The sequence below is a fragment of the Streptococcus oralis genome (assembly GCF_001578935.1).
Classification (GTDB): Bacteria; Bacillota; Bacilli; order Lactobacillales; family Streptococcaceae; genus Streptococcus; species Streptococcus oralis_R.
This window is the reverse complement of sequence record NZ_KQ969522.1, coordinates 341,231-367,376: the sequence shown is the minus strand read 5'-3', so window position 1 is coordinate 367,376 and position 26,146 is coordinate 341,231. Positions and strand designations below refer to the sequence as shown.

The following is a 26,146-nucleotide window of genomic DNA, read 5'->3' as shown; positions in this document are numbered from 1 at the left end:
CTTTTATTTATAATTTCAAATCGTTGTATTATTTATAGTTGCTTAATGATATCGTCAATGGTATGGGCAATCCAGTCAGGTTGATAGCTTAGTAAATCAGCCTCTTCTCCAAATCCCCAAGTAACAGCGAACTTTTTAATGCTAGTTTCTTGGGCTCCAATCATATCAAACTTGGTGTCCCCGATGATGAGGACTTGCTCTGCAGGGAGTCGATGCGTCTGTAAGGCGTAACGGATGACATCCGCCTTGTGAGGCGTTTCAGGACTAGAGCCGTAAATGCCATCAAAGAAATGATGGATTCCCAGATTTTTAGTCATATCCTGAGCAGTAGGAGTATTCTTTGTTGTAGTGATGTAGAGAGGGTAGTTTTGCGAAAGCTCTTGGAGTAATTCCGTTATTCGGGGGAAGAGTTGGGCTTCGTGGATTCCTTTTTTCTTATAGTAAGAACGATAGATTTGAACAGCTTCCGAGATTTGCTCCTTGGGAAGACATGTTGCAAAACTACTTTCAAGTGGTGGTCCCATAAAACCACGAATGGTTTTGGCATCAGGACTTGGAACTCCTAGTTCTTTAAAGGTATGGGTAAAGGCATTGTGGATCCCGAGGGAACTGTCAACCAGGGTTCCGTCTAGATCAAAAAAGATTGCTGAGATAGAGGGCATAGTTTCTCCTAATAGATAAGCTTATTCTCCGAAGATTTCTTTTTGTAGGCGACGACCAGTAGGAGTGGCAGCGAGTCCACCCTCAGCCGTTTCACGAAAGGCAGTTGGAAGACTCGATCCGACTTGGTACATGGCATCGATGACTTCGTCAACAGGGATCTTAGACTCGATACCTGCCAAGGCCATGTCTGCTGCGATAAAGGCAAAGCTGGCTCCCATGGCATTGCGTTTGACACAGGGAACTTCGACCAAACCAGCGACGGGGTCGCAGATGAGACCCAGCATATTTTTAATGACAAAGGCGATGGCTTGGCTAGCCTGATAGGGGGTCCCGCCTGCAGCCAAGGTTAAGGCTGCGGCACTCATGGCAGAGGCAGAGCCAACCTCGGCCTGGCAGCCACCTTCAGCACCTGAGATAGAAGCGTTGTTTGCGATGACTAGTCCAAAGGCACCAGCAGCAAAGAGGAAATCCAGCTGTTCTTCGTGGCTAAGGTCTAATTTTTGGATAGCAGCAGTGAGAACGGCTGGCAGACAGCCAGCACTTCCTGCGGTTGGAGTAGCACAGACCAAGCCCATCTTCGCATTGTGTTCATTGACCGCGATGGCATTACGGGCTGCTGATAGGATAGTAAAGTCCGACAAGGCTTTGCCACTGTTGAGATGGCGGTCTAGTTTGGCCGCATCTCCGCCTGTTAGACCACTACGGGATTTATTTTCACTGAGACCGAGCTCGACAGAGGCTTTCATGACTTCTAGATTGCGTTCCATGAGGAGGAGAACTTCTGGGCGTTCCCGACCTGTTAATTGATATTCGGTCGCAATCATGAGTTCTGCGACATTTCCTTGGAAGTCTAGATCTGCTTGCTCAACCAATTCTTTGATAGAATAAAACATGTTTCCTCCTACTTAAAGAAATTGACATTGTGGAGATGAGGGATTTTTCGAATTTCTTCAATCGCTTCTTCGCAATTTCGACTATCGACTTCGATAATCATAATGGCTTTTTCTCCAGCTTTTTCTCGAGTCACATTCATCTGAGCGATGTTGATATCGAAACGAGAGAGGGCTTCAGTAACATGGGCAATCATACCTGGAACATCCTGATGCACGATGATAATGGTTGGTGTGTTCATGTTGAGAGAGACAGCAAAGCCGTTAAGTTCCGTAACTTGGATATTTCCCCCACCGATGGAAATTCCTGTCACACTGATGGACTTGTGTTCATTTTTCACAGTAATTTTAGTGGTGTTAGGGTGAGGAGCGTTGCTGTCTTTCTGAATGGTCCAGACAATCTTGATACCACGTTTATGGGCAATCTCAAGGCTATTTGGAATGTCGGGATTGTCCGTATCCATACCTAATATACCAGCGACGAGAGCAAGGTCCGTTCCATGACCACGGTAGGTCTTGGCAAATGAATTAAATAATTGGAATTCGACTTCTGTCGGCGTATCGTCAAAGATGGAGGAGACGATTTTCCCAATACGAACAGCTCCAGCTGTGTGGCTACTTGATGGGCCAATCATGACTGGTCCGATAATATCAAAGACAGATTGAAAACGAAGTGAGTGCATCTGTTTCCCCTTATAAAGATTCTTATATCTATTATATCAAAGAATGGACCTCTGCGCTTGTTTCCCTTATCAAAAGCTCAAAATGATTAAAGATAGTATAAAATAAGGTCTTTTGTGACAAAACGCTCCTTAAAACGGTAAATATAAAACATTTTTGTAATATTTCTACATATAACCGTTAAACAACGGTAACATTTAAAAGGTATCATAGATATATTCAATGGAAGGAGAATTTTTAGATATGTCATTAACAACTAAAAAAATCAAAACAACTATCGCAGGAGTAGCAACTTTGCTTGCTTTCTTTGCTCCATCACTTGCATCTGCCCAAGAAACTGTAACTTACACTGTTAAATCAGGTGATACTCTTTCAGAAATCGCTGAGAAGTACAACACGACTGCTGAAAAATTAGCAGCAAAAAACAACATTAAAGATATTCACCTTATCTATGTTGACCAGGTTTTGGTCATCGAAGGGACAGCTTCAACTGTAGCTCCAGCAGCAACAACGGAAGAAACAGCTCCAGTAGTTACAGAAACAGTTGAAGAAGCTCCAGCAGCAACTACAACTTATGAAGCACCAGCAGCAGAAAGCAACACTGTAGCAACATCTACTGTAAGTGGTTCTGAAGCAGAAGCCAAAGAATGGATCGCTCAAAAAGAATCAGGTGGTAGCTACACTGCTACAAACGGACGTTACATCGGACGTTACCAATTGACAGATTCATACTTGAACGGTGACTACTCAGCTGAAAACCAAGAACGTGTAGCAGATGCTTACGTTGCAGGACGTTACGGTTCATGGACAGCTGCCAAGAACTTCTGGCTTAACAACGGTTGGTATTAAGATCTAGCTAACAGAAAAATATGTAAAAGTCGAGGAAATCCCTCGACTTTTTTATATTTCCTTTGGTTGATGATAGATCTCTACTTCTTTTTTGAGATGAGGTAGCATGGAGGTTTCATCGGTTAGTTCCAGAAGGGAGAAACCTTTTTGGATAAGTTTAGAATCATCCGTACAAATCCCAATACGGACATAGCAGATAGCAAGCCTATCGTAGCTTTTCTTGTTCTTAGCATCCTCCAGTAAAGTATAGCATATTTGTTTACACATGTTTTTATCTTGATTGTATAAGTAAATGGTAGAGAGGTTGAGTAAGATTGCCATTCGCAAGTCATATAAATGTTGATAGTTTTTATAGACTTCTAAGCGTTGCAAGATTTTGCCAGTGATGAGATGGATATGTTCTATAGGAAAGGTAAAGAGAATGGTATTGAGGATTTTTAAGTCATTCTCGTACCAAGTGTCCTGCTTTTCTATCTTCTTCCATAGCTTCTTTACAGTATTGTTAACCTCGATTGACAGTTTTTTAGTCCCATTTTGGCGAATATAGATAACAATTTCTAGCATATCTCGTATCTCTTTGATGGGGAGGTCGTGGTGAGTTTTGAGGTAGTCTTGACATTTTTGAAATAGTTTTTCGAGTTCATTAGTCCCTAGGATTGAGCTCATATTGAGATAGGCTTGCATAATTTCTGTGCGTTGACTTGGTTGATAAAGTTGACAGATATATTCAAACTCTTCAAAACTCATATTGACTTGTCGGAGAAGAAACTCCATATTCTCATATTTAGGAGTTGTTTTCCCGCTTTCGATTTTTGATAGGCTGGTTCTTGAGAGAATATCCCCACAGACCTCCTCTTGAGTTAACCCTTTTGACTCACGGATTTCTTTATAAACATTTCCAAAATCGTAGCGCATGATTTCCTCCTTATTTGTGAAAAAAGTTAACAAAAAATAGAAATTGATTAAAAATATTGTATCATAAAGACAGAAAAAGTAAAATAAAGATCTAAGATAATTTTGTGAAAAAGCAAACAAAGATCTTTGGCGTTAAGAAAAAGAGTTATAATATAGCTATAAAAAGATAGGAGAAACATTATGGATAAAAAAGTATTTCGCTTTTTGGTCTTTTTTGCATTCTTGGTCACCTTAGCTTCACAGTTTCCGTGGAATTGGCCAATATAATGCGCTAGTTATTTAATCAAGAGAGGAGGGAGCTTACGACATATAGAGACGTAATGTGCTATCATTAGCCAATTGGTGTTAGATTTGTATAGTGCTAGGAGGTGATATTTTTGAAAAGAAATAAAAATGACTATATAGTTGATTTTATTTTTGGTGTCGTTTTCATGGGATTGTTGTTGACGGGTTGTTATATTTCATTTTTTCAACCAGATATTTATAAGATTCAAATTATATTTTTGATACTGTTAACATTCCCTATTAGTTATGTTGTCATTAAATATTTTATAAGAAAGTAGGTTTGCAAAATGAAAAAATGTTCTCTGTTTCTTTTGACCATAATTTTTCTTAATATATTCTCTCCAACGGCTTTAGCTTTAGAATCTGCTATGAATAGCAAATCTAATTTGACAACGTCTGATTTTCAATCCAATCCGTCGTATGTTCGTGTTGTAGATTCACATAATCTAGCAATCACAAACGAAGATGGAACGGTGTCAAAAGTATATATTGATGACGAACACAATGTTTTTATTGATGGGGTCTTAGAATTAACCTCAGATGAATTTGATAGTATGGTTCAAGTAAGTAAAGATGAAGAGCAGTCAACTGAACAGCCTGTTATGGCGAGATCAGCTACTACTTGGTATTATCTTGATACACATACTTATAATATTGACTTTCAAAATAGAGGTCGTACAGTATTGCTAGGTGTTATTTCTTCTCTAATCCCTTATTTAACCCCTGCGATTGGTATTGGTTCAATATTAGATGCCTTATTAGGACAAGGAGCTCCGGGCATGTATGTAAAACTAAACAGATACTATCGAAAAGGGTATCAATTTTACAAATACTGTTACCATTTTTACTATGATGCAGCAATGAGATATAAGGTCGCTTATAGAGAAGAAATCAAACGAATGTGGTAATATATTACAATTTCTAGTTTTAAGAATAAAGATAATAGTTAAAATATTTTTCAAATCAAGGGAGTCAATATGGGACTCCCTTGTATTCTTCAAAAAATGTTATAATCAATCTTGTTTAAAGAACAGAACTTCGATGTTTACAAATGAATAATTCTATCTTTTTTTCTGAAAATACTGTATAATATGAAGCAAATATGAAAAAAATGGTGTAGCAATCGTAATGGCATGTGGTTTGCTTGCTACGACAAATGTTTTGGCAGTATGGGTAGATGGTGGTCAATGGAACTATGGAGTAGGTTGGACAGGAACTTTTGGATATTCTGATTATTTACATTCTACTCGATCTCATACAGCAACAGTCCGACATGGTGGTAGAATCTCTAAGGGTCGTGAAGCTCCTGAGGTTTGGGCTCAAGCTTCCCTTACTAAAATTCCGCCAACAGGATTAGAATATTTCTATGGATTTTAAGTGGAATTTTCCCTCTCTCTATTTGGAGAGGGAGAACTTTAGTGGAGGTACTTTTATGAAAAAAATCAGTAATTTCTGTATGTTACTACTGCTTCTGTGCACCACTTTTTTTGTTTTTAATGTAAACTACACACGAGAAGTGGTTCGGATTCAGGAAATGGGAAAAACAACGGCTTCTTTGGATGTATATTTGAAAGATGTTAATGAACCTGCAGCATCTGTTCTTCGATTTTTTGAGGATGTATCAAAGGAGTATAAAGTCTCCATCATCAAAACAGACAGTGGTGATGAGGTGGTCAAGTCTGGTGTTTTTGATAAAGATACCTTCCCCTACCAAGAGTTTGGGATTTCTTCTCTTGATTTTACCACAGATGGTGAGGGAGTTTACAGTAATAAAGAAATTTCCAATAAACTTGGTACGATTCCGACCTTTCTAAAAGCCAAGCCTATTCAGCTTATGACTTTTAAAACCTATATCAAGGACACATCTCGTAGTTTAAATGGTCGCTATACGATAACTTCTACACAAGAGATGGACAAGGATAGGATTGTACAGAAATGGAGCGATTTTTTCAAGATAGATCAGGCTACCTTGCTAGAGCCGACCTACAAAAGTGCAGTGGAAGTCATAAATCGAGATTTGCTTTTATCTGCCATTGTTTTTGTCTTGGCTATTTTACTTCTTGTGTTAGTGACAGTGTATCAACCGATGATGGAGATGAAAAGAGTTGGGGTACAAAAATTACTTGGTTTTCAAGATAGGGCTGTTTTAGCTGATGTTGTGAAAGGAAACCTCTACCTCCTCCTAGGTGGGGCGCTTGTGATCAATCTAGGAGTGTGTTTTTTGCTTGATTACAGGCCAAAAGATTTGTTTCCTATGTTATGGTTGTCGCATTTTTTGCTTTTGCAACTTTATCTCTTTATCAGTTGGTTGACTTATCTCTTAATCCAAAAAATGACAATCAGCTCCCTGCTGAAAGGTTTTTCATCTTTTAAATTTGGTCTACTCTTTAATTATTTGATGAAAATTGGAACTACCATTTTACTGACAGTCTTGCTAGTTGGGGTGGGAAAAAGTTTGGAGCAAGAAAACAAAGAGTTGGATTACCAGAAACAGTGGATCAGTCAAGGAAATTATCTGACCTTAGAAACCTTCCAACTCAATGATAACCTGTGGCAAGAGCAGTTGGCAGGCTCAGGGCAAGCAGTGGATTATTTCTATCGATTTTATCAGGATTTGGTAGAAAAAACGCAGGCGGGCTATGTGCAAAGTAGCAGTCTTCCTGTAAAAAATTTTGTCAAATCAGAACAGATTCAGCAATATCAGTTAACAGATACGGTGGATGTTTACTATGCTAATCGCAATTTCCTAAAGAGCAAGGGATTCAAGCTACCAGATACCGGCACTAAAAAAGTTATTTTGATGCCAGCAAGTACGAAAGGTGAAGAAGATAAAAATCAGCTCTTGGGGAAATTAATTGCCTATCTTTCGATGAAGTATGAAGAGCAGCAAAAACGAACGATAGAGGAGATGGATGTCGAGATTGCCTATTATGAAGGAGATTGGTCGTTCTTTCCATATAATGATAAGCGAAAGGAAAATCTCTACAATCCAACCAATTATTAGCTTGGTCAATGATTCCGATATGATGTGGGATGAAAAAGCTTCCCTGTCTACAACAGGTTTAAATAACCCGATTAAAATCGAAAATACGGCTCAACATCAAAAAGAGGTGACAGCGTTAGTTGAGAAATTGTCAGATGGGAATTATTTAAAATTTTCATCTATTCAAGCTATTCAACAAGAGAAAGTAGATTCTTATCGAGATGCTGTTCGGAATTTTAACCTACTCTTTGCTTTGTTTGGTCTCCTTAGCATGATGATTTCTTACTTCTTACTAGTAACAACTTTCTTGTTGAAGCGAACAGATATTATTACCAAGAAGTTTATGGGCTGGAAATTGATAGATCGGTATCGTTCCTTGCTGGGTCTCCTATTAGCCGTTTATAGCCTTCCTTTTATGGTTTTGTTATTCTTTGCTCACGCTCTTTTTCCACTCTTGCTTTTCGCAGGATTTACATGCCTAGATATTCTGTTTGTACTTTTCTTGGGTTCTAAGATGGAAAAACGAAATGTAGCGCAGTTATTGAAAGGGGACATCTTATGATAAAGTTGGAAAATGTTACGAAAACCATTGGGAAAAAAGTTATTTTGGAGAACTTATCTCTAAAGATTAACCAAGGGGATTTAGTTGCGATAGTTGGAAAGAGTGGTAGTGGCAAGTCAACCTTGTTAAATCTCTTGGGTTTGATAGATGGCGATTACAGTGGACGTTATGAAATTTTTGGTCAGCAAAATGTACCTGTCAATTCTGTTAAGTCGCAAGCGATTATCCGCGAACATATCTCTTATCTATTTCAAAATTTTGCTCTGATTGACAATGAAACGGTAGAGTATAATCTCATGCTTGCTCTGAAGTATGTGAAATTGTCCAAGAAGGACAAAGTCAAAAAGATAGAAGAAATTTTAGAGAGAGTGGGGTTGCCATCAACTCTACATCAGAAGGTTTCAGAGTTATCTGGAGGGGAACAGCAGCGAATCGCAGTTGCTAGAGCCATTTTAAAACCGAGTCAGCTCCTTTTAGCAGATGAACCAACCGGTTCTCTAGATCCTGAAAATCGAGATTTGGTTTTAAACTTTCTCTTAGATATGAACAAGGAAGGGAAAACGGTCATTATCGTTACCCACGATGCCTATGTAGCTCAACAATGCCATCGAGTCATTGAATTGTGAAAGAGAATGAGGGGAGTTCGTTGATCTCTTCATCTTACCTGTAATTGAACAATTGTATTTTTAAAAAATCAAACAGTATAAATAAGCTTATTATGTGTAAAAATATATCATATAATAAGCTTTTTCTTGATTTAAATGAAATAAAATACAGTTTTTCCTTGACAAACGAGAATGGAAAGAGTATTATTTATACAATAATAAAGTATAAAAATAAAAGGAGGCTCTTCTATGAATAAAGTGAAGAAGGTGTTGATGACGATGTTTGGTTTGCTTATGTTTCCCTTATTATTTGCTTGTAGTAACACTCAATCCCAAGGTGTTGAAGCCATTAAGGCTAAAGGAAAATTGGTGGTGGCCCTAAATCCAGAGTTTGCTCCATTCGAATACCAGAAATTGGTCGATGGGAAAAATCAGATTGTAGGTTCAGATGTTGAGCTAGCCAAAGCCATTGCAAAGGAACTAGGTGTAGAAGTGGAGTTCTCTCCAATGAGTTTTGACAATGTACTGGCTAGTCTTGATTCAGGCAAAGCCGATCTTGCCATATCAGGTGTTTCTAAAACGGAAGAGAGAAGTCAAGTTTACGATTTTTCAATTCCCTACTACACTTCAAAAAATAAGGTTATCGTAAGAAAATCTGAATTAACGAATTACCAATCAGTCAAGAATTTGGCTCAGAAAAAGGTTGGAGCGCAGAAAGGTTCTATTCAGGAAACTCTGGCCAAAGAAACCTTGCAGGATTCTTCTCTCGTTTCACTTCCTAAAAATGGAAATTTGATAACAGATTTGAAATCAGGGCAACTGGATGCGGTTATCTTTGAGGAACCAGTGGCGAAAGGATTTGTAGAGAATAATCCAGACCTAGCCATCGCTGAGTTTGATTTTGACAATGACAAAGAAGATTCCTACGCTGTTGCGATGAAAAAAGATAGTAAAGAATTAAAAGAGGCGGTTGACAAAACCATCCAGAAATTGAAGGATTCTGGGGAGTTGGACAAATTGATTGACGATGCTTTTAAAGCCTCTATCGAAAAATAGAAAGAAGGAAGAGAAATGAGTAAGGAAAAAGTTATTTTAGCCTATTCAGGTGGATTGGATACATCAGTTGCTATTACATGGTTAAAAAAAGACTATGATGTGATCGCTGTTTGTATGGATGTGGGTGAAGGAAAAGATTTGGAGTTCATCCATGATAAAGCTCTCAAGGTTGGGGCTGTAGAGTCTTATGTCATTGATGTTAAGGAAGAATTTGCTAATGACTATGTTTTAGTGGCTCTTCAGGCTCATGCCTACTATGAACAAAAGTACCCCTTAGTATCTGCTCTGAGTCGCCCTCTTATTTCAAAAAAACTTGTTGAAATAGCTCATCAGACGGGGGCAACCACAATTGCCCATGGTTGTACAGGCAAGGGAAACGACCAAGTTCGGTTTGAAGTCTCTATTGCAGCTTTGGATCCCAATCTAAAGGTAGTTGCGCCTGTTCGTGAGTGGAAATGGTCTCGTGAAGAAGAAATCCAATATGCCAAGGAAAACGGCGTTCCAGTTCCTGCTGACCTTGACAATCCTTACTCTGTCGATCAAAATCTTTGGGGACGTGCAAATGAATGTGGTGTCTTGGAAAATCCTTGGAACCAAGCTCCAGAAGAAGCATTTGGAATCACGTCTTCACCAGAAGAGGCGCCAGACAGTCCAGAATTTATTGACATTGAGTTTAGCTGCGGGGTGCCCATCTCCCTCAATGGTGAGAAGATGAAAGTGTCGGCTTTGATTCAAAAGCTCAATGAAATTGCAGGCAAACACGGTGTTGGTCGTATTGACCATGTGGAAAATCGCCTAGTCGGTATTAAGTCAAGAGAGATTTATGAGTGCCCAGGTGCTGTGACTTTATTGGCAGCTCATAAGGAGATTGAAGACTTGACTCTTGTGAGAGAAGTGGCTCATTTTAAACCAATTATCGAAAATGAATTGTCCAATCTCATCTATAATGCCTTGTGGTTTAGCCCAGCAACTCAGGCTTTGATTGCCTATATCAAGGAGACACAGAAAGTTGTCAATGGAACTGCAAAAGTTAAACTTTATAAGGGGAATGCTCAGGTAGTGGCTCGGAAATCTCCAAATTCTCTTTACGATGAAAATTTGGCGACTTATACTAGTGCGGATACCTTTGACCAAGATGCGGCTGTTGGATTTATCAAGCTTTGGGGGCTTCCAACTAAGGTTCATTCAGAAGTTCAGAAAAATGTTGAGTAGTGACACGATAGAAAGGGACGACAGGATATGTCGAAAAATACAAAATTATGGGGTGGTCGATTTGAAGGCACTGTGGAAGATTGGGTAGAACAGTTCGGTGCGAGTATTTCCTTTGATCACCAGCTGGCAAAATTTGATTTGATGGGTTCCTTAGCTCATGTTCAAATGCTAGGACAGACTGGCATTTTAAGCTTGGAAGAGGCGGAGCAGATCCAAGATGGTCTGCAAGCTTTATTGCGAGATTTAGAGGCAGGAGAGCTTCATTTTGATATTGCAAATGAAGATATTCATATGAATATGGAAGTGTTGCTGACAGAGAAAATCGGTCCTCTGGCTGGGAAATTACACACGGCTCGTTCTCGGAATGACCAAGTCGCAACGGATATGCACTTATATCTAAAGGAGCAACTTGGGCATGTCTTAGATAAGTTGGCGAATCTGAACAGTGTTTTGCTGGATTTGGCTGAAAAACATGTGGAAACCATCATGCCAGGCTATACCCATTTACAGCACGCCCAACCGATTAGTTTTGCCCACCATCTCATGGCTTATTACAATATGTTTCAAAGGGATAGCGAGCGCTTTGCATTTAACTTGAAACATACGGACCTATCTCCATTGGGTGCGGCTGCCTTGGCGGGGACAACTTTTCCAATCAATCGTCAATTATCGAGTGATTTATTGGGTTTCCAACAACCCTATACCAATTCCTTGGACGCAGTGAGTGACCGTGATTTTATCTTAGAATTTCTGTCAAATGCCAGCATGTTGATGATGCATATGAGTCGTTTTTGTGAGGAAATCATCAATTGGTGCAGTTTTGAGTATCAGTACATTAGCTTGTCTGATAGCTTTTCAACGGGTTCGTCTATCATGCCCCAGAAGAAAAATCCTGATATGGCCGAATTGATTCGAGGGAAGACAGGACGGGTTTACGGGCACTTGCTTGGACTATTGACCGTCATGAAGTCTTTGCCTCTGGCCTACAATAAGGATTTGCAAGAGGACAAGGAAGGCCTGTTTGATACAGTAGAAACGATTTTAAATTCTCTGGATGTGTTGGCAGGTATGCTATCGAGCATGCAGGTTAATAAGGCCAAAATGCAGCAATCTACAGAGAATGATTTTTCGAATGCGACCGAACTGGCAGATTATTTGGCAGAAAAAGGCCTCCCCTTTAGAGAAGCGCATGAAATAGTAGGGAAATTGGTTCTAGACTCTATCAAGAATGGTAAAAATATCCAAGATTGGGATTTGGAGGAGTTGCAAGTCTACCATCCCTTGATTGAAGAGGATATTTATATCTACTTGCGCCCAGAAACCGCTGTTCAGAGACGGAATTCCTTAGGAGGAACCGGCTTTGAGCAAGTGAAATACCAGATAGAACAAGCGAAGAAAGAACTTAAAGGGGAAAATTGATTCGTTTGCAAAGTAAGAAAGAGAGGTTGAGATGATTTATCAGCCTCTTTCTTGTCTTCTCTAACCAAGCGTGTTATAATGAATACTGCTCAAGCGACCTTCAATCGTTAAGCACACACGACCTTCAATCGTGAACTAGTCATTTCGTTTATCTTTTATTACGTCGTTAACTCGAAATGAGATGCAAGCTGAGCTTGTCTGATTTATAACCTCAATCAGTCTCCCAGACTGATTGAGCGAACTCAAGTTATGCCTGCGACTCGTTGCCTATCATATTTTTATTTTAAGATGATAGGCTAAAATGGTCTCCCAGACCATTTTACTACCAAAAGCAAACGAAATGCCTATACTCAAAGAAATTCTATTGAAAGTCATAGTAAATAGAATGTTGAGGGGTATAAATAAACGAATAGATGGGAGACTTACCATGAGTGATAACTCTAAAACACGTGTTGTCGTGGGGATGAGTGGTGGTGTTGATTCGTCGGTGACGGCTCTCTTGCTCAAAGAGCAAGGCTACGATGTGATCGGTATCTTCATGAAGAACTGGGATGACACAGATGAAAACGGCGTCTGTACGGCGACCGAAGATTACAAGGATGTGGCTGCGGTGGCAGACCAGATCGGCATTCCTTACTACTCTGTTAATTTTGAAAAAGAGTACTGGGACCGCGTCTTTGAGTATTTCCTAGCGGAATACCGAGCAGGACGCACGCCAAATCCAGATGTGATGTGTAACAAGGAAATCAAGTTCAAGGCCTTTTTGGACTATGCTATGACCTTGGGAGCAGACTATGTAGCGACTGGGCACTATGCCCGAGTGGCGCGTGATGAGGATGGCATCGTTCACATGCTTCGTGGCGTGGATAATGGCAAGGATCAGACCTATTTCCTCAGCCAACTTTCGCAAGAACAGCTCCAGAAAACCATGTTCCCATTGGGACATTTGGAAAAGCCTGAAGTTCGCAGACTCGCAGAAGAAGCAGGCCTTGCGACTGCCAAGAAGAAAGATTCGACAGGGATTTGCTTTATCGGAGAAAAGAACTTTAAAAACTTCCTCAGCAACTACTTACCAGCCCAGCCTGGTCGCATGATGACTGTGGATGGTCGCGATATGGGTGAGCATGCAGGTCTGATGTATTATACGATTGGTCAGCGTGGCGGTCTCGGTATCGGTGGCCAACACGGCGGTGACAATGCTCCTTGGTTCGTTGTTGGAAAAGATCTGAGCAAGAATATCCTCTATGTCGGTCAAGGCTTCTACCATGATTCGCTCATGTCAACAAGCCTAGAGGCCAGTCAAGTTCACTTTACTCGTGAGATGCCAGAGGAGTTTACGCTCGAATGTACGGCTAAATTCCGCTATCGTCAGCCTGATTCTAAGGTGACCGTCCATGTCAAAGGAGACAAGGCAGAGATCATCTTTGCGGAACCGCAACGCGCGATCACACCGGGACAGGCAGTTGTCTTTTATGATGGCGAAGAGTGTCTAGGTGGCGGTTTGATTGACAATGCCTACCGCGATGGACAAGTTTGTCAGTACATTTAGATTGACAAATTTTCTCAATTTGCTACAATAATAAAAGCAATAGAAATGATGGTCAAAGCTCATGGATGTTGCAGGCTTTTTTGTCCTGCACTCCTTACGAGTTTTGACTGTTTTTGTGTCGTTTAAGGGAAAGGATAAAAATGACTCAACAAGACTTTCGGACAAAAGTAGGAAATACGGTTTTTGGTGTTCGGGCGACAGCCTTGATTCTTCAAAATGGCAAGCTCCTAGTCACAAAAGATAAGGGCAAGTATTATACTATTGGCGGTGCGATTCACGTCAATGAAAGAACGGAAGACGCAGTAGTTCGTGAAGTGAGGGAAGAATTAGGTATCCGAGCTCAAGCTGGGCACCTAGCTTTTGTAGTTGAAAATCGTTTTGAACAAGACGGTGTTTCCTATCACAACATCGAGTTTCATTACCGGGTGAATTTGCTTGAAGAAGCTCCATTGACCATGCAGGAAGACGAAAAAATGCAGCCTTGTGAGTGGATTGACTTGGATGAACTCCAAAATATCCAGCTAGTTCCAGCCTTTTTAAAAACAGCTCTACCAGATTGGGACGGCCAACTAAGACACATTCATCTTGAGGAATAGGAGAGAAAATGATAGTTAAGCTTATTGCCCATGTACTTGTTCATAGTGGTGGTGATTATTTACTCATTCAGCGTTCGGAAATTAAAAGAGGAGAACCCAACGTTTATCCAACTTACTGGGATATTCCTGGTGGCGGGGTTGAAAAGGGTGAACTTCCGCGAGATGGTGCTCTTAGAGAATGCATTGAAGAAGCGGGAGTTAGGCTAGATAGCAGTTCGCTCAAACTTCTTCACGAAGATAGTCAACTGGATACCTCTAAGGATACGGTTTTTACTCGCTTAGTTTATAAAGCAGAGTGGGTTGGGGAGAAGCCAATTATCAGATTAGATCCTGAAGAGCATACACACTTTAAATGGGTTACTCTGGATCAAGCTCTAGAGGAGGAGAAGTTAGTTCCTTATTTGCGAGAAATTTTTGAAAGGTTAAGAAATGACTTATAATTTTACGGAAGAATACGATATTATTGTAATCGGTGCGGGGCACGCTGGGGTGGAGGCATCTCTAGCTGCTAGCCGTATGGGCTGCAAGGTATTGCTTGCGACCATCAACATTGAAATGCTGGCTTTCATGCCTTGTAACCCTTCTATCGGTGGCTCTGCCAAGGGGATTGTCGTGCGTGAAGTGGATGCCCTTGGTGGTGAAATGGCTAAAACCATTGACAAGACTTACATCCAGATGAAGATGCTCAACACAGGGAAGGGGCCAGCTGTCCGTGCCCTTCGTGCGCAAGCTGACAAGGAGCTTTACTCTAAAGAAATGCGCAAGACAGTTGAAAATCAAGAAAATCTCACCCTTCGTCAAACCATGATTGATGAGATTTTGGTGGAAGAGGGCAAGGTTGTCGGTGTGCGTACAGCCACCCATCAAGAATATGCTGCTAAGGCTGTAATTGTGACGACAGGAACAGCCCTCCGTGGGGAAATTATCATTGGAGACCTCAAGTACTCATCAGGTCCTAACCACAGCTTGGCTTCTATTAACCTTGCTGACAATCTCAAGGAATTGGGCCTCGAAATTGGTCGTTTCAAAACAGGAACTCCTCCACGTGTCAAGGCCTCTTCTATCAACTACGACGTGACAGAAATTCAGCCAGGGGACGAAGCGCCAAACCACTTCTCATACACTTCACGGGATGAGGATTATGTCAAAGACCAAGTGCCATGCTGGTTGACCTATACCAATGGTACCAGTCATGAAATTATCCAAAATAACCTCCATCGTGCGCCTATGTTTACAGGTGTGGTCAAGGGAGTGGGACCTCGTTACTGTCCATCTATTGAGGACAAGATTGTGCGCTTTGCGGACAAGGAACGCCACCAACTTTTCCTCGAGCCAGAAGGGCGTAATACAGAGGAAGTCTATGTCCAAGGTTTATCAACTAGTCTGCCTGAGGATGTCCAGCGTGAGTTGGTCCATTCCATCAAAGGGTTGGAAAATGCTGAGATGATGCGAACAGGTTATGCTATTGAGTATGATATGGTCTTGCCGCACCAGTTGCGTGCTACTCTGGAAACCAAGAAAATCTCAGGTCTTTTCACTGCTGGTCAGACCAATGGAACCTCCGGTTATGAAGAAGCTGCTGGTCAGGGGATTATCGCTGGGATCAATGCGGCGCTGAAAGTCCAAGGTAAGCCAGAATTGATCTTGAAGCGGAGCGACGGCTATATTGGAGTCATGATTGACGACTTGGTGACCAAGGGAACCATTGAACCTTACCGCCTCTTGACCAGTCGGGCAGAATACCGTCTCATCCTCCGTCATGACAATGCCGATATGCGTTTGACAGAGATGGGACGCGAGATTGGACTTGTGGATGATGAACGCTGGGCTCGATTTGAGATTAAGAAACACCAATTTGACAATGAGATGAAGCGTCTAGACAGTATCAAACTCAAGCCAGTCAAGGAAACCAACGCTAAGGTTGAGGAGATGGGCTTCAAGCCGTTGACAGATGCGGTGACAGCCAAAGAATTCCTTCGCCGTCCAGAAGTGACCTACCAGGATGTGGTGGCCTTTATCGGCCCTGCTGCAGAAGAGCTGGATGATAAGATTATCGAATTGATTGAAACAGAAATCAAGTACGAAGGCTATATTTCCAAAGCTATGGATCAGGTTGCCAAGATGAAACGCATGGAAGAAAAACGCATTCCAGCCAATATTGACTGGGATGATATTGATTCTATCGCGACTGAAGCCCGTCAGAAGTTCAAACTTATCAATCCAGAAACCATCGGCCAAGCTAGCCGGATCTCTGGGGTAAACCCAGCTGATATTTCGATTCTGATGGTTTACCTCGAAGGTAAAAACCGCAGTATCGCCAAGAGTCAAGAAAAGAAAGCATAGAGAAAAACAGCTCCGAAGACGGGGCTGTTTTGTTGATGGACTCTAGTTTTTTATTGCATATTTAAATATTTGATTAAAAGAAATCTTTTATGCTACCGATAAATTATTATTAAAACATTTAAAATAATGAGTAAATATACTTTCTATAGAAGAAATGTTAACTTGAGATTGATAGTTGTAAAAGTAATGATAGTGATGGGGAATATTGACTATAGGAGAATCTGTTACTTATTATTATTTATAGAGATATATTCATAAATAAATTTGACATTAAAATTATTTTATGATAAAATGAAACCGTTAACAAAAGTATTTAGCTAATCTAGAAAGGAGGAGTTTGTCAGTAGTTGTTTTGCTGAATACTCTACTCGTCTTTTTGTTTTAAAATAAAGTATTGTGGAAGGAGCTGATTAAAATTAGAAAAATAAATCCAGATATCTTATTTCTATGTGGTGTTTTGGTCATATGTTGCTCTTTTTTGCTTTTCCATATAAATCCTTACCATGCAGTTGATGACGAGCTAATGTTAAAAATACAATCTATATTTTGGAGTTTGTTGTGGCGTCCAGTTCCGTCTTTAGGAATGGTGGTAGGGGTGATTATGATTTTTAAGAGTTTGAAAAAATAATATCATTTTATTTTTAGTCTTCGATTTTCTAGTTAGAATGGAAATTGGATATGAACAGACTTAAGTCGATATTCTTATTGTTGTTTAGCTTGCTCACTTTTGGAATATTTTTAGACGTCAAAGCAGATACTATTCCAAGTCCTGATTTTGAAGTGATATCAGAGTTGGTATTAAAAGAAAATAAAACTGGAGTAATTTATGAGTTTGAAAATTTAGAAACTAGAGAACAATTTTTAAAATCTAGAAATATAACGCCTTCTAATGCAAGCTTATTCCGTTCTTATGGAGTAAGTAGTGTTCGTAGAACATACCTCAGCTCTTACCGTGATACAGCGGTTTCTGGAAGAGTTTCTTATACTGTTTATGGGGGGGAGCTCAGGAGCTAGTGTGTCAATATCATCAGGACAAAGTTTTTCTTCTTCTGAGTATGGAATAGGTTTTACTTATGGAAGCGCAGCTACTCATTTTGTTCCGCCTTATAAATATGGTTATATAGTTTTGAAAGCTTCTTTTACAGTTAATATTTATAAATTGGAGGTTAAATATCAAGGAACTAATGAATGGCGTCCAGCTGGACGGATTAAGACATTTAGTAACACAAATGTTTGGACCGAGTTGAGAACTTACAGTTAACTACTTTATAAAAATAAAAGAAAAAATATAACAGACTAGAATAACGAAGATGTGGTGCATAAGCACATCAAATTCCTGAGGAACTGACAGTCCTCAGGAATTTTTACTTAAATAAAGCTCACACAATAATGAAGCACACCCCAAAAAGTAAGAGCAAAATCCAACTTTTGGGGTGTGCTTCATGGGTGAGGGATGGTTTATTCTTCTTCATCTGGTGTGAGGATCATAGGGATGATAATCGGTTCACGTTCTGTATTTTCATAGAGGAAAGGACGAATAGCGTTGACAATGGCACCATTGACAGATTGCACGCTGGCATCTTTGTTCTTCAGTGCGATACGAATAGCATTGAAGAGGATCCGTTGGCTTTGGCGAATCAAGTCTCCAGATTCTCTCATGTAGACAAATCCTCGACTGAGGATATCTGGTCCAGACAAGATCATTTTAGACTTGAAGTCAACAGTTGCGACTGCTAGAACGACACCATCTTCAGATAGATCTCTACGGTCTTTGAGGACAGCAGCGCCGATTTCACCGATACGATTTCCATCAACATAGATGTCTTGAGCGTTGAAATGGCCTGCGATACGAGCAGAATTTGCAGTGAGGGCCAGCACATCGCCATTGCTCATGATAAAGATATTGTCCTTCTCGACACCCGTATCCACCGCTAGTCCAGCGTGGACTTTCTGCATACGGTATTCACCGTGTACAGGCATGAAGTATTTGGGTTTGATCAAGCGGAGCATGAGTTTTTGCTCTTGCTGACCACCGTGTCCAGATGTATGGATATTGTTAACCTTACCGTGGATAACTTCGACACCAGCTTCTGAGATAATGTTAATCAATTTGTTGACGCTAGTAGTGTTTCCAGGGATTGGGCTAGAAGAGAAGATAACAGTATCACCGGGTTGGAGTTGCACCTGACGGTGGGTTCCGTTGGCGATACGAGAGAGGGCTGCCATGGGCTCCCCTTGACTACCTGTACAGAGGATGAGAATCTCGCCTGCAGGGTAGTCTTTGATTTCATTTGGCTCAATAAAGGTTCCCTTAGGAGCTTTGATGTAGCCAAGTTCGATACCATTGACAATGGCCTTTTCCATAGAACGACCAAAGACTGCAATCTTGCGTCCAGTCTTAACAGCGGCATCCGTTGCTTGCTGGAGACGGAAGATATTTGAGGCAAAGGATGCAAAGATGATGCGTCCTTCAATGCCTTGGATAATCTTCATGATAGACTGCCCAACGACTTTTTCAGAGTTGGTAAAGGTTGGGACTTCTGCATTTGTCGAGTCAGACAGGAGACAGAGCACGCCTTCTTCACCAAGAGCAGCCATACGGTGCAAGTCCGCTGGTTCACCAACTGGTGTAAAGTCGAACTTGAAGTCACCCGTACAGACGATTTTCCCTTGAGGAGTATGAATGACAATCCCCAAAGGCTCTGGAATAGAGTGAGTCGTTCTAAAGAAAGTTGCCTTGAGATTTTTAAAGGTCAACTCAGTGTTGTGGTTGATTTCGTAAAGTTTGGCGTTGCGCAAGAGACCGTGTTCTTCCAGTTTTCCACGGATCAAAGCTAAGGCAAGTGGCCCAGCGTAGATAGGGACATTGGCTTGCTTGAGCAGGAAGGGAATCCCACCGATGTGGTCCTCGTGTCCGTGTGTAATCAAAACAGCCTTAACGCGGTCGATATTGTCCACAATGTAAGAGTAGTCGGGGATAACGTAGTCGATACCCAGCAAGTCATCTTCTGGGAATTTAATCCCAGCATCGACGATGATAATCTCGTCTTGGTATTCAATTCCGTATGTGTTTTTCCCGATTTCTCCCAGACCACCGATGGCAAAAACGCCGACTTCTTCAGGTTTAAGAGTGTAGGCCATATTAGAACTCCGTAATCTCGAAAGCGCCAGTTTCTTTTTCGTAATCTAGCAATTTGTCAGACAAGAGTTCGATGAATTCGATGTTGTACTCTGGGCGGTTTTCTTCGACAAGTTGGCGAGTAGCGATACGGCCCTCAAGTTCTGAGTTGGCATCGATGTCTAGGTAAAGTGAGCGTGTTGTTTCACGACGTGGGCTACGTTCTTTTGTTTCTTGATAAAAAACTTTGTAAATCATATAGTTCCTTTCTATTTACAGGTCAGCTTATTCCAAACTTTTAGCAGAGATTTGCTTGATTTCATTCCATTTTGTGTCTAGATTGACCTTGATTCGTTACAATTATTTCAATTATACCACAAAATGAAAAATTAGTAAAAGACGGAAATGGAGGAAGTCGGGAGGGGGAGAAGGAACAAAAAGACAGGTAGGATTTGGTCGGAGAGCACTTAGGTGTTATAATTAAAGGGGGAATCTAAAGAGATAGTAGATTTAAGGAAGAATACAGTTCTAGTTTCATTAATCGTTGGAGTGGATGGTTGGGACAGAATGATATCTTTGAAAAAAGAAAAAGCTCTTGAGAAATCTCGAGAGCAACCAAAAAGGCTGAGACAAAATTAAGGGATCTTTTTGAGCAAGCTCAAGGGGCAACACCATTACCTGAAGTGATTGAATCACAACCTTTGAAAGACTTGTCACCAAGTCAGACCAAATCTTAACCTTTACCCTATTTTATCATCTATGAGGCTAAGAAGTCAATCTATAAGTAGAAATAGCAAGATGGAGTGGAGTGCTTACTGAACAGGCAAGGAAAAGCCCTTGACCGAAGTCAAGAGCAGTCAAACACTGGGGGCGAATTGTTCAATCGCAATTTCAGTTCTTTAGAAACCAAAGTTTCAGGGATAGCACTGCAACCCGAAGAGTCAACGACTCAACCTGATTTTCCAACCAGTGTTGAATTACATTTTAACATTGATAGACCAACATTGTCAACAGTTTATATAAAAATAGGAATACCAAAAGGAGGATTAAGAATGTTTAGTTTGTTTGAATTTGCAGTAGGGATTCGCCTCTTGATGTTTGTAGTCTTTGTAGCTTGTGTCTATGGGGGGAATGCCCTGTTTGTGCATCTGGAACACCGCAAAACAAAGTTCCTTTGGAAGCTTGCTTTTGTGACGCTCTATTCAATTTTTCTCCTCCTGGTCACCTATGTTGTCTGGCTCGTTTTCTACTTTGGTTTAAATGCCTAAAGTCAATTATTCATCTAAATATACAGAAAATCCACCTCATCTTGATAGGTGGGATGGACTTTTTCTGTTTTTAGATGATATCCTTATTTTTACGTTGCTGATTTCTCTCATCAAAAATAGAGTTAAAACATAAAAATAAAACAATGCAAACAGATAAATCAACTGGTAACGGGATAGTGGTAATTTTTAAATCATTAAGAATGCTGAGTAAACTATAAGAGAAGAAGAGAATAAAATTTACTCTTCTAAAAATGTGTTTTTTATCTAGCATAACACTTATCCAAATTTCTTGCGGAGATCTTTCCCAATGGTGTAAGCTGCCATAAATAAAGCTATTCCAGCACCTAACCCAAAACCACCGTTAATTTCTTGCAACTCTTCATTAGAAATTGCGCGATACTTGTCCAAATCTTTGATCATACTAACCTCCTAAAAAATAACCAGCAGCCAAACCAGAACCTACAAGTGCTGTTCCACCTGCAATAGCTTTCCAAGATACTGCTACTCCAAAGATAACCAAGGGAGCGATACCGCCGTCAATATCTGATAATTCGTTTTCAGATAAGGATAAAAATTGATTGTCAAGAACGTCAAAATTTGTCATTGAACTTTCCTCCTTTTTTCTTGTTCACCTTTATATTCGGAAAAGAAAAGGAAAAGTGAACATTTTTTTAAATTATTTTTAGTTAAGTGAGGGCACTATTGTTTGGGGATAAAGAAAATTCCCATGCGCGGGCTTTTGTAGTATAATAGTAAACAGACAAAAAGATAGGAATGTGTTATGAAAGTATTAGCTTTTGATACGTCCAGCAAGGCTCTTTCTCTCGCTATTTTAGAGGACAAGCAGGTTCTTGCCGAGACGACGATTAATATTAAGAAGAATCACAGTATTACCCTCATGCCTGCCATTGATTTTTTGATGGCAAGTTTGGATTGGACGCCCAAGGATTTGGATCGAATCGTGGTAGCTGAAGGACCAGGTAGTTATACTGGCTTACGAATCGCGGTAGCAACTGCCAAGACACTTGCTCATACCCTGAACATTGAGTTGGTTGGTATGTCTAGCCTCTTGGCTCTGGTTCCATACCAACAAGAAGGCTTGATTGTACCCCTGATGGATGCGCGTCGCAACAATGTTTATGCAGGGATTTATGAAAATGCTCAGCCTGTATTTTCAGAAGCACACCTATCCTTTGCGGAAGTGCTAGAAAAAGTCAAGGATGCTGAGCAGGTGACCTTTGTCGGAGAAGTTGGAGCCTTTGAGGAACAAATCCAAGAACAACTACCACAAGCCAGCTACCAAGAAACTTTGCCAAATGCAGCTAATCTAGCTCTTTGGGCCTGGGACAAGGAAGCAGACTCCTTGCACGACTTTGTGCCAAATTACCTCAAACGTGTTGAAGCCGAGGAAAATTGGCTCAAGAACCACACCGAGTCTGGTGAGTCCTACATTAAACGCCTATGATAGAAATCAAACGAATCCAACAGCAACCTGACCTAGCTCAATCTATCTATGCTGTCATGGCAGCTGTTTACCCAGTCAGTCCTTGGACGCTGGAACAAATCCAAGCAGACCTGTCCCAAGACCAGACATGGTATGCTATGGCTTATGATGGGGCAGAAGTGATTGGCTTTCTAGCTGTTCAGGAGAATCTCTTTGAGGCAGAAGTCCTGCAAATCGCTGTCAAAGGAGCCTATCAGGGTCAGGGAATTGCGTCAGCCTTGTTTGCTCAATTGCCAACGGATAAGGAGATTTTCCTCGAAGTCAGAAAGTCAAACCAACGAGCGCAAGCATTTTACAAGAAAGAAAAGATGGCGATCATCGCTGAGCGAAAGGCTTACTATCATGACCCAGTCGAGGACGCCATCATCATGAAGAGAGAAATAGATGAAGGATAGATATATTTTAGCATTTGAGACATCCTGTGATGAGACCAGTGTCGCCGTACTGAAAAACGATGATGAGCTCTTGTCCAATGTCATTGCGAGTCAAATTGAGAGTCACAAACGTTTTGGGGGCGTAGTGCCAGAAGTAGCCAGTCGTCACCATGTCGAGGTTATTACAGCCTGCATCGAGGAGGCGCTAGCAGAAGCAGGAATTACCGAAGAGGATGTAACGGCTGTGGCTGTTACCTACGGACCAGGCTTGGTCGGAGCACTGCTAGTTGGTTTGTCAGCTGCCAAGGCCTTTGCTTGGGCTCATGGACTTCCGTTGATCCCCGTGAATCACATGGCTGGTCACCTTATGGCGGCTCAGAGCGTTGAGCCTTTGGAGTTTCCCTCGCTAGCTCTCTTGGTCAGCGGTGGGCACACGGAGTTGGTCTATGTTTCTGAGGCTGGGGATTATAAGATTGTTGGGGAAACGCGGGACGATGCAGTTGGTGAGGCTTATGATAAGGTCGGCCGTGTCATGGGCTTGACCTATCCTGCAGGTCGCGAAATTGATGAGCTGGCTCATCAAGGTCAGGATGTTTATTCTTTCCCACGTGCTATGATTAAGGAAGACAATCTGGAGTTTTCATTTTCAGGTTTGAAGTCTGCCTTTATCAATCTTCACCATAATGCCGAGCAAAAGGGAGAAAGCTTGTCTAAGGAAGATTTATCAGCTTCCTTCCAAGCAGCAGTCATGGATATTCTTATGGCCAAAACCAAGAAGGCCATAGAAAAATACCCTGTTAAAACCCTCGTTGTGGCTGGTGGCGTCGCTGCCAATAAAGGCCTCAGAGAACGCCTAGCAGCTGAAATCACAGATGTCAAGGTCATCATCCCACCCCTGCGCCTTTGTGGAGACAATGCAGGTATGATTGCCTATGCCAGCGTCAGCGAGTGGAACAAAGAAAACTTTGCAGACTTGGACCTCAATGCCAAACCGAGTCTCGCCTTTGATACCATAGAATAAAGAGTCAGCTTTGAGCAGGCTTTTTTGATAAAATATTTTATAATATGCTAAAAAAGTAAAAGTTTTTACGAATAGAATAGTAAAGGGAATCTTTAAAGGGGAGTTTGGCCATGATTGAAAAACAGGAATTGGGAGAATTTTACAAGGAACTGCGTCTGGCGAGAAAACTCAAGCAGTCAGATGTAGCTTGTGCTGGACTGACAGCATCCCAGCTATCCAAGTTTGAACTAGGGCAGTCTATGCTGTCTGCAGATAAGCTGATTCTAGCTATCCAAGGGATAAATGTGACCTTCGATGAGTTTGGACACAAGCTTAATAATTATCAGGAATCCCCACATATGCGATTTGGACGAAAAGTTGTAGATCGTTTTGCCCATCAAGATATAGCTGGCTTAGAGCAGCTATTAGAGAAGGTCGAGCAGGAGCAGATGGCACAGACTTATCGTCGTTTGAATGCTATTGTGATTAAAAATGCTATCCATTCTCTGGATAAAAACTATCCGCTAGAAGAGGAGGATAGCGAGTTTTTAACTACTTACCTCTATGCTATCGAGTCTTGGACCTGGTTTGAACTTTATCTTTTTTGCAATACCATGCCCTTCTTGAGCAATCAAGATCTGATTTTTTTATCTACCTCTTTACTTGAAAAATCCAAGGAATTTAAAGAATTGGCACACAATAGACTGTATATGAAAAGTGGCTTTCTGAATATCGCATCAGAGCTCATGGAGCGCAAACTTTTTTCTTATATCCCAATCTTTGAAGCCGAGTTGGGGAGCATGCTCCGACCATACGATGTTTTTGAGAGATTATTGTGGCAATTTTTAAAGAAATTGAGTGTTTTTCTTCAAACCAAAGGAGGTAATCAAAAAGAGATTGAAAGCTATCTCCAATCTCTGCAAGTATTAGAAAATCCACAATTAACCGCCCTTTTTGAATTACGCTTCCAACAATACAAAGAGCTTATCGATTAGTTAGAAAAGGTGAAATGATAATAATATCAGCAACGATTGTCAATAATGTTAAGACTTGTTTCTTCATTTTGTATCCTCCTATCTAATAGTAACCATATTATATCAGTGAAAGAGTCAATTCTATAAAAATCGCAAATGTGAAATTTCTATAAGAAAAAATATCAAATATGCGATTTTCTAAAATGTGGTGATTTCCGTGTTATACTATCCTTGTAAATCATTTGAAGCAAATCCTAGGTCGCAGGAGTGGTTTACAAATAAAAATAATTGAAGGAGTGTAAATGATGTTGAATTTACAATATGCAGAAACAATGGAACTGACAGAAGCTGAGTTGGAGAAGGTTTACGGTGGAGATTTTGTGTATACTGCCAATATCCCAGGAGGAGGAGGTTGGGGAGGGCTAGGAACACCTTGGTCAATCACTAATTTCTGGAAGAAAAATTTTAACCATGATTCTTCCACTGTTAATCGTCGCCGTTATTGATATTCAAAGCCCTTGCCTTTTCTTGGGTAGGGGCTGTCTTTATTTCATAGTATAGGAGAAAATAGAATGAAAAAGATAATCTCACATCACTACTTTATTATAGCTTTTCTACTAGTTATTGCTGACCAGAAGTTCAGTGATCTAGTTTTACGTAGCGATCTTGCTGTGGGTCTATCTGACTTTATCTATTATCTGTCGGATATGATGTTGAACTTTCTTGTGGTTCTGTTTGCTCTTCTTGCTATGATTTGGTCGGGGAAATGGCAGAAAATCAACAGTAGAAAGTTTAAAGGATCCTATCTTTTCTATTCCTTCCTAGCTCTGCTTGCTTTTGTTGTTTGGAATTTTGTCACATTTTATCTTTTCCCACCTACCAAAAATGAAATTTCTTATCAACTGGATGTTCCTACTTTTACAGGAGCTACGGCATTTTTGATGTATTTTTTCTATCCTGTGATTGCAGGTCCCATTTTTGAAGAGATAATCTATCGTGGGTTGGTGATGACCGCTCTGGAAAAAGGAAAGAAATGGGGACTGGATGTGCTTGGTTCGGCTACTTTATTCGGGATCTTGCATATTAGTAACCACGGTTGGGTTTTGACAGACTTTTTCGTATATATGGGTGGCGGTCTCATATTTGCCATCTTGTTTAGAGTAACCAAGTCCATTTATTGGCCTATTGGACTGCATATAGTTTACAACGGCATTGGGCAGATTCTCCCCTTGTTGTTTTAGAGGTTTTCAATAATCCTAATTAGCAAAAGAGAACACAGGCTATGACATAAAAATTCCCG

General features: G+C 40.7%; 28 protein-coding genes and 2 pseudogenes. 21 read left to right on the top strand and 9 right to left on the bottom strand.

Going from position 1 to position 26,146, the window contains the following annotated elements:
* Positions 1-32: 32 nt before the first annotated feature.
* The 3 genes from SORDD15_RS08180 to sdaAB are packed head-to-tail and all read right to left on the bottom strand — an operon-like array spanning position 33 to position 2,236.
* Positions 33-662, bottom strand: coding sequence for an HAD-IA family hydrolase (locus SORDD15_RS08180; protein ID WP_061416230.1), 630 nt, complete (start codon positions 660-662; stop codon positions 33-35).
* A gap of 21 nt (positions 663-683) precedes the next feature.
* On the bottom strand, positions 684-1,556 hold the full coding sequence (sdaAA, locus tag SORDD15_RS08175; protein WP_061416228.1) for an L-serine ammonia-lyase, iron-sulfur-dependent, subunit alpha: 873 nt from the start codon (positions 1,554-1,556) through the stop codon (positions 684-686).
* Positions 1,557-1,564: 8 nt separating this feature from the next.
* Positions 1,565-2,236, bottom strand: a complete 672-nt coding sequence (gene sdaAB, locus SORDD15_RS08170) for an L-serine ammonia-lyase, iron-sulfur-dependent subunit beta (protein ID WP_061416226.1) — start codon at positions 2,234-2,236, stop codon at positions 1,565-1,567.
* Positions 2,237-2,477: 241 nt separating this feature from the next.
* Between sdaAB and SORDD15_RS08165 the strand changes: the two genes are divergently transcribed.
* The gene (locus SORDD15_RS08165; protein ID WP_061416224.1) at positions 2,478-3,083 is read left to right on the top strand and encodes an aggregation-promoting factor; all 606 of its coding nucleotides are present in this window, start codon (positions 2,478-2,480) and stop codon (positions 3,081-3,083) included.
* Positions 3,084-3,134: 51 nt separating this feature from the next.
* Here SORDD15_RS08165 and SORDD15_RS08160 read toward each other — a convergent pair whose 3' ends face one another.
* Positions 3,135-3,998 carry a helix-turn-helix domain-containing protein gene (locus SORDD15_RS08160; protein WP_061416222.1) on the bottom strand — a complete coding sequence of 288 codons (864 nt, stop codon included), beginning with the start codon at positions 3,996-3,998 and terminating at the stop codon, positions 3,135-3,137.
* Between the two features lie 572 nt (positions 3,999-4,570).
* Here SORDD15_RS08160 and SORDD15_RS08150 point away from each other — a divergent pair.
* The 13 genes and pseudogenes from SORDD15_RS08150 (at position 4,571) to SORDD15_RS08095 (ending at position 17,869) form a co-directional block, all read left to right on the top strand.
* Positions 4,571-5,191 carry a hypothetical protein gene (locus SORDD15_RS08150; RefSeq protein ID WP_061416220.1) on the top strand — a complete coding sequence of 207 codons (621 nt, stop codon included), beginning with the start codon at positions 4,571-4,573 and terminating at the stop codon, positions 5,189-5,191.
* A 190-nt stretch (positions 5,192-5,381) separates the two neighbouring features.
* Positions 5,382-5,660, top strand: a pseudogene (locus tag SORDD15_RS08145) (lactococcin 972 family bacteriocin); the annotation flags it as partial.
* Between the two features lie 55 nt (positions 5,661-5,715).
* A pseudogene (locus SORDD15_RS08140) lies at positions 5,716-7,828 on the top strand (bacteriocin-associated integral membrane family protein).
* Entirely contained in the window at positions 7,825-8,454 is a 630-nt protein-coding gene (locus tag SORDD15_RS08135; RefSeq protein WP_061416216.1) for an ABC transporter ATP-binding protein, read from the top strand. Before SORDD15_RS08140 ends, SORDD15_RS08135 begins: the two are co-directional and overlap by 4 nt.
* A 228-nt stretch (positions 8,455-8,682) precedes the next feature.
* Positions 8,683-9,489: an ABC transporter substrate-binding protein gene (locus SORDD15_RS08130; RefSeq protein WP_061416214.1), complete on the top strand. Its 807-nt coding sequence runs from the start codon at positions 8,683-8,685 to the stop codon at positions 9,487-9,489.
* 15 nt (positions 9,490-9,504) lie between these two features.
* Positions 9,505-10,701, top strand: a complete 1,197-nt coding sequence (locus SORDD15_RS08125; protein WP_061416212.1) for an argininosuccinate synthase — start codon at positions 9,505-9,507, stop codon at positions 10,699-10,701.
* A gap of 27 nt (positions 10,702-10,728) precedes the next feature.
* A complete protein-coding gene (argH, locus tag SORDD15_RS08120) occupies positions 10,729-12,120 on the top strand; it encodes an argininosuccinate lyase (RefSeq protein WP_061416210.1) in 1,392 nt (463 codons plus the stop codon).
* Between the two features lie 427 nt (positions 12,121-12,547).
* A complete protein-coding gene (gene mnmA, locus SORDD15_RS08115; RefSeq protein WP_061416209.1) occupies positions 12,548-13,669 on the top strand; it encodes a tRNA 2-thiouridine(34) synthase MnmA in 1,122 nt (373 codons plus the stop codon).
* Between the two features lie 140 nt (positions 13,670-13,809).
* On the top strand, positions 13,810-14,265 hold the full coding sequence (locus SORDD15_RS08110; protein ID WP_061416207.1) for an NUDIX hydrolase: 456 nt from the start codon (positions 13,810-13,812) through the stop codon (positions 14,263-14,265).
* An 8-nt stretch (positions 14,266-14,273) separates the two neighbouring features.
* Positions 14,274-14,705, top strand: coding sequence for an NUDIX hydrolase (locus SORDD15_RS08105; RefSeq protein WP_061416205.1), 432 nt, complete (start codon positions 14,274-14,276; stop codon positions 14,703-14,705).
* Positions 14,695-16,608: a tRNA uridine-5-carboxymethylaminomethyl(34) synthesis enzyme MnmG gene (gene mnmG / locus SORDD15_RS08100; protein WP_061416203.1), complete on the top strand. Its 1,914-nt coding sequence runs from the start codon at positions 14,695-14,697 to the stop codon at positions 16,606-16,608. Before SORDD15_RS08105 ends, mnmG begins: the two co-directional genes overlap by 11 nt.
* 678 nt (positions 16,609-17,286) lie before the next feature.
* Positions 17,287-17,622, top strand: coding sequence for a hypothetical protein (locus SORDD15_RS10215; RefSeq protein WP_155718784.1), 336 nt, complete (start codon positions 17,287-17,289; stop codon positions 17,620-17,622).
* Position 17,623: 1 nt separating this feature from the next.
* Complete coding sequence (locus SORDD15_RS08095; protein ID WP_142357881.1) at positions 17,624-17,869, top strand: hypothetical protein; 246 nt, start codon at positions 17,624-17,626, stop codon at positions 17,867-17,869.
* Positions 17,870-18,066: 197 nt separating this feature from the next.
* Here the strand turns inward: SORDD15_RS08095 and rnjA are convergent, their stop codons facing one another.
* Positions 18,067-19,749, bottom strand: a complete 1,683-nt coding sequence (gene rnjA / locus SORDD15_RS08090) for a ribonuclease J1 (RefSeq protein WP_061416199.1) — start codon at positions 19,747-19,749, stop codon at positions 18,067-18,069.
* A 1-nt stretch (position 19,750) separates the two neighbouring features.
* A complete protein-coding gene (locus SORDD15_RS08085) occupies positions 19,751-19,984 on the bottom strand; it encodes a DNA-dependent RNA polymerase subunit epsilon (RefSeq protein WP_061416197.1) in 234 nt (77 codons plus the stop codon).
* Between the two features lie 794 nt (positions 19,985-20,778).
* Between SORDD15_RS08085 and SORDD15_RS08080 the strand changes: the two genes are divergently transcribed.
* Positions 20,779-20,994 carry a hypothetical protein gene (locus tag SORDD15_RS08080; RefSeq protein ID WP_061416195.1) on the top strand — a complete coding sequence of 72 codons (216 nt, stop codon included), beginning with the start codon at positions 20,779-20,781 and terminating at the stop codon, positions 20,992-20,994.
* Positions 20,995-21,064: 70 nt separating this feature from the next.
* On the opposite strand, the gene SORDD15_RS10115 is transcribed toward SORDD15_RS08080, so the two are convergent.
* The 3 genes from SORDD15_RS10115 to cibA are packed head-to-tail and all read right to left on the bottom strand — an operon-like array spanning position 21,065 to position 21,598.
* Positions 21,065-21,265, bottom strand: a complete 201-nt coding sequence (locus SORDD15_RS10115; protein WP_081102402.1) for a hypothetical protein — start codon at positions 21,263-21,265, stop codon at positions 21,065-21,067.
* Between the two features lie 5 nt (positions 21,266-21,270).
* Positions 21,271-21,414: a class IIb bacteriocin, lactobin A/cerein 7B family gene (locus SORDD15_RS08075; RefSeq protein WP_061416193.1), complete on the bottom strand. Its 144-nt coding sequence runs from the start codon at positions 21,412-21,414 to the stop codon at positions 21,271-21,273.
* A gap of 1 nt (position 21,415) precedes the next feature.
* On the bottom strand, positions 21,416-21,598 hold the full coding sequence (gene cibA / locus SORDD15_RS08070; protein ID WP_061416191.1) for a fratricide two-peptide bacteriocin subunit CibA: 183 nt from the start codon (positions 21,596-21,598) through the stop codon (positions 21,416-21,418).
* Between the two features lie 177 nt (positions 21,599-21,775).
* On the opposite strand from cibA, the gene tsaB reads away from it, so the two are divergent.
* The 6 genes from tsaB (at position 21,776) to SORDD15_RS08040 (ending at position 26,087) form a co-directional block, all read left to right on the top strand.
* The gene (gene tsaB / locus SORDD15_RS08065; RefSeq protein WP_061416188.1) at positions 21,776-22,459 is read left to right on the top strand and encodes a tRNA (adenosine(37)-N6)-threonylcarbamoyltransferase complex dimerization subunit type 1 TsaB; all 684 of its coding nucleotides are present in this window, start codon (positions 21,776-21,778) and stop codon (positions 22,457-22,459) included.
* On the top strand, positions 22,456-22,893 hold the full coding sequence (gene rimI, locus SORDD15_RS08060; RefSeq protein WP_061416186.1) for a ribosomal protein S18-alanine N-acetyltransferase: 438 nt from the start codon (positions 22,456-22,458) through the stop codon (positions 22,891-22,893). Before tsaB ends, rimI begins: the two co-directional genes overlap by 4 nt.
* Positions 22,883-23,893 (top strand): tRNA (adenosine(37)-N6)-threonylcarbamoyltransferase complex transferase subunit TsaD, encoded by a 1,011-nt coding sequence (tsaD, locus tag SORDD15_RS08055; protein ID WP_061416184.1) that lies wholly within the window; start codon positions 22,883-22,885, stop codon positions 23,891-23,893. The genes rimI and tsaD overlap by 11 nt, the downstream gene beginning before the upstream one ends.
* Before the next feature lie 110 nt (positions 23,894-24,003).
* Positions 24,004-24,867: an XRE/MutR family transcriptional regulator gene (locus SORDD15_RS08050; RefSeq protein WP_061416182.1), complete on the top strand. Its 864-nt coding sequence runs from the start codon at positions 24,004-24,006 to the stop codon at positions 24,865-24,867.
* A gap of 284 nt (positions 24,868-25,151) precedes the next feature.
* Positions 25,152-25,352 (top strand): peptide pheromone VP1, encoded by a 201-nt coding sequence (locus SORDD15_RS08045; RefSeq protein ID WP_061416180.1) that lies wholly within the window; start codon positions 25,152-25,154, stop codon positions 25,350-25,352.
* A 66-nt stretch (positions 25,353-25,418) separates the two neighbouring features.
* Positions 25,419-26,087, top strand: a complete 669-nt coding sequence (locus SORDD15_RS08040) for a CPBP family intramembrane glutamic endopeptidase (RefSeq protein WP_061416178.1) — start codon at positions 25,419-25,421, stop codon at positions 26,085-26,087.
* Positions 26,088-26,146 lie beyond the last annotated feature (59 nt).

Bases quoted from the DNA above. Each gene is read 5' to 3' on its own strand.
- SORDD15_RS08180 (WP_061416230.1), bottom strand. From the start codon at position 662: ATGCCCTCTATCTCAGCAATCTTTTTTGATCTAGACGGAACCCTGGTT.
- sdaAA (WP_061416228.1), bottom strand. From the start codon at position 1,556: ATGTTTTATTCTATCAAAGAATTGGTTGAGCAAGCAGATCTAGACTTC.
- sdaAB (WP_061416226.1), bottom strand. From the start codon at position 2,236: ATGCACTCACTTCGTTTTCAATCTGTCTTTGATATTATCGGACCAGTC.
- SORDD15_RS08165 (WP_061416224.1), top strand. From the start codon at position 2,478: ATGTCATTAACAACTAAAAAAATCAAAACAACTATCGCAGGAGTAGCA.
- SORDD15_RS08160 (WP_061416222.1), bottom strand. From the start codon at position 3,998: ATGCGCTACGATTTTGGAAATGTTTATAAAGAAATCCGTGAGTCAAAA.
- SORDD15_RS08150 (WP_061416220.1), top strand. From the start codon at position 4,571: ATGAAAAAATGTTCTCTGTTTCTTTTGACCATAATTTTTCTTAATATA.
- SORDD15_RS08135 (WP_061416216.1), top strand. From the start codon at position 7,825: ATGATAAAGTTGGAAAATGTTACGAAAACCATTGGGAAAAAAGTTATT.
- SORDD15_RS08130 (WP_061416214.1), top strand. From the start codon at position 8,683: ATGAATAAAGTGAAGAAGGTGTTGATGACGATGTTTGGTTTGCTTATG.
- SORDD15_RS08125 (WP_061416212.1), top strand. From the start codon at position 9,505: ATGAGTAAGGAAAAAGTTATTTTAGCCTATTCAGGTGGATTGGATACA.
- argH (WP_061416210.1), top strand. From the start codon at position 10,729: ATGTCGAAAAATACAAAATTATGGGGTGGTCGATTTGAAGGCACTGTG.
- mnmA (WP_061416209.1), top strand. From the start codon at position 12,548: ATGAGTGATAACTCTAAAACACGTGTTGTCGTGGGGATGAGTGGTGGT.
- SORDD15_RS08110 (WP_061416207.1), top strand. From the start codon at position 13,810: ATGACTCAACAAGACTTTCGGACAAAAGTAGGAAATACGGTTTTTGGT.
- SORDD15_RS08105 (WP_061416205.1), top strand. From the start codon at position 14,274: ATGATAGTTAAGCTTATTGCCCATGTACTTGTTCATAGTGGTGGTGAT.
- mnmG (WP_061416203.1), top strand. From the start codon at position 14,695: ATGACTTATAATTTTACGGAAGAATACGATATTATTGTAATCGGTGCG.
- SORDD15_RS10215 (WP_155718784.1), top strand. From the start codon at position 17,287: ATGAACAGACTTAAGTCGATATTCTTATTGTTGTTTAGCTTGCTCACT.
- rnjA (WP_061416199.1), bottom strand. From the start codon at position 19,749: ATGGCCTACACTCTTAAACCTGAAGAAGTCGGCGTTTTTGCCATCGGT.
- SORDD15_RS08085 (WP_061416197.1), bottom strand. From the start codon at position 19,984: ATGATTTACAAAGTTTTTTATCAAGAAACAAAAGAACGTAGCCCACGT.
- SORDD15_RS08080 (WP_061416195.1), top strand. From the start codon at position 20,779: ATGTTTAGTTTGTTTGAATTTGCAGTAGGGATTCGCCTCTTGATGTTT.
- SORDD15_RS10115 (WP_081102402.1), bottom strand. From the start codon at position 21,265: ATGCTAGATAAAAAACACATTTTTAGAAGAGTAAATTTTATTCTCTTC.
- SORDD15_RS08075 (WP_061416193.1), bottom strand. From the start codon at position 21,414: ATGATCAAAGATTTGGACAAGTATCGCGCAATTTCTAATGAAGAGTTG.
- cibA (WP_061416191.1), bottom strand. From the start codon at position 21,598: ATGACAAATTTTGACGTTCTTGACAATCAATTTTTATCCTTATCTGAA.
- tsaB (WP_061416188.1), top strand. From the start codon at position 21,776: ATGAAAGTATTAGCTTTTGATACGTCCAGCAAGGCTCTTTCTCTCGCT.
- rimI (WP_061416186.1), top strand. From the start codon at position 22,456: ATGATAGAAATCAAACGAATCCAACAGCAACCTGACCTAGCTCAATCT.
- tsaD (WP_061416184.1), top strand. From the start codon at position 22,883: ATGAAGGATAGATATATTTTAGCATTTGAGACATCCTGTGATGAGACC.
- SORDD15_RS08050 (WP_061416182.1), top strand. From the start codon at position 24,004: ATGATTGAAAAACAGGAATTGGGAGAATTTTACAAGGAACTGCGTCTG.
- SORDD15_RS08045 (WP_061416180.1), top strand. From the start codon at position 25,152: ATGTTGAATTTACAATATGCAGAAACAATGGAACTGACAGAAGCTGAG.
- SORDD15_RS08040 (WP_061416178.1), top strand. From the start codon at position 25,419: ATGAAAAAGATAATCTCACATCACTACTTTATTATAGCTTTTCTACTA.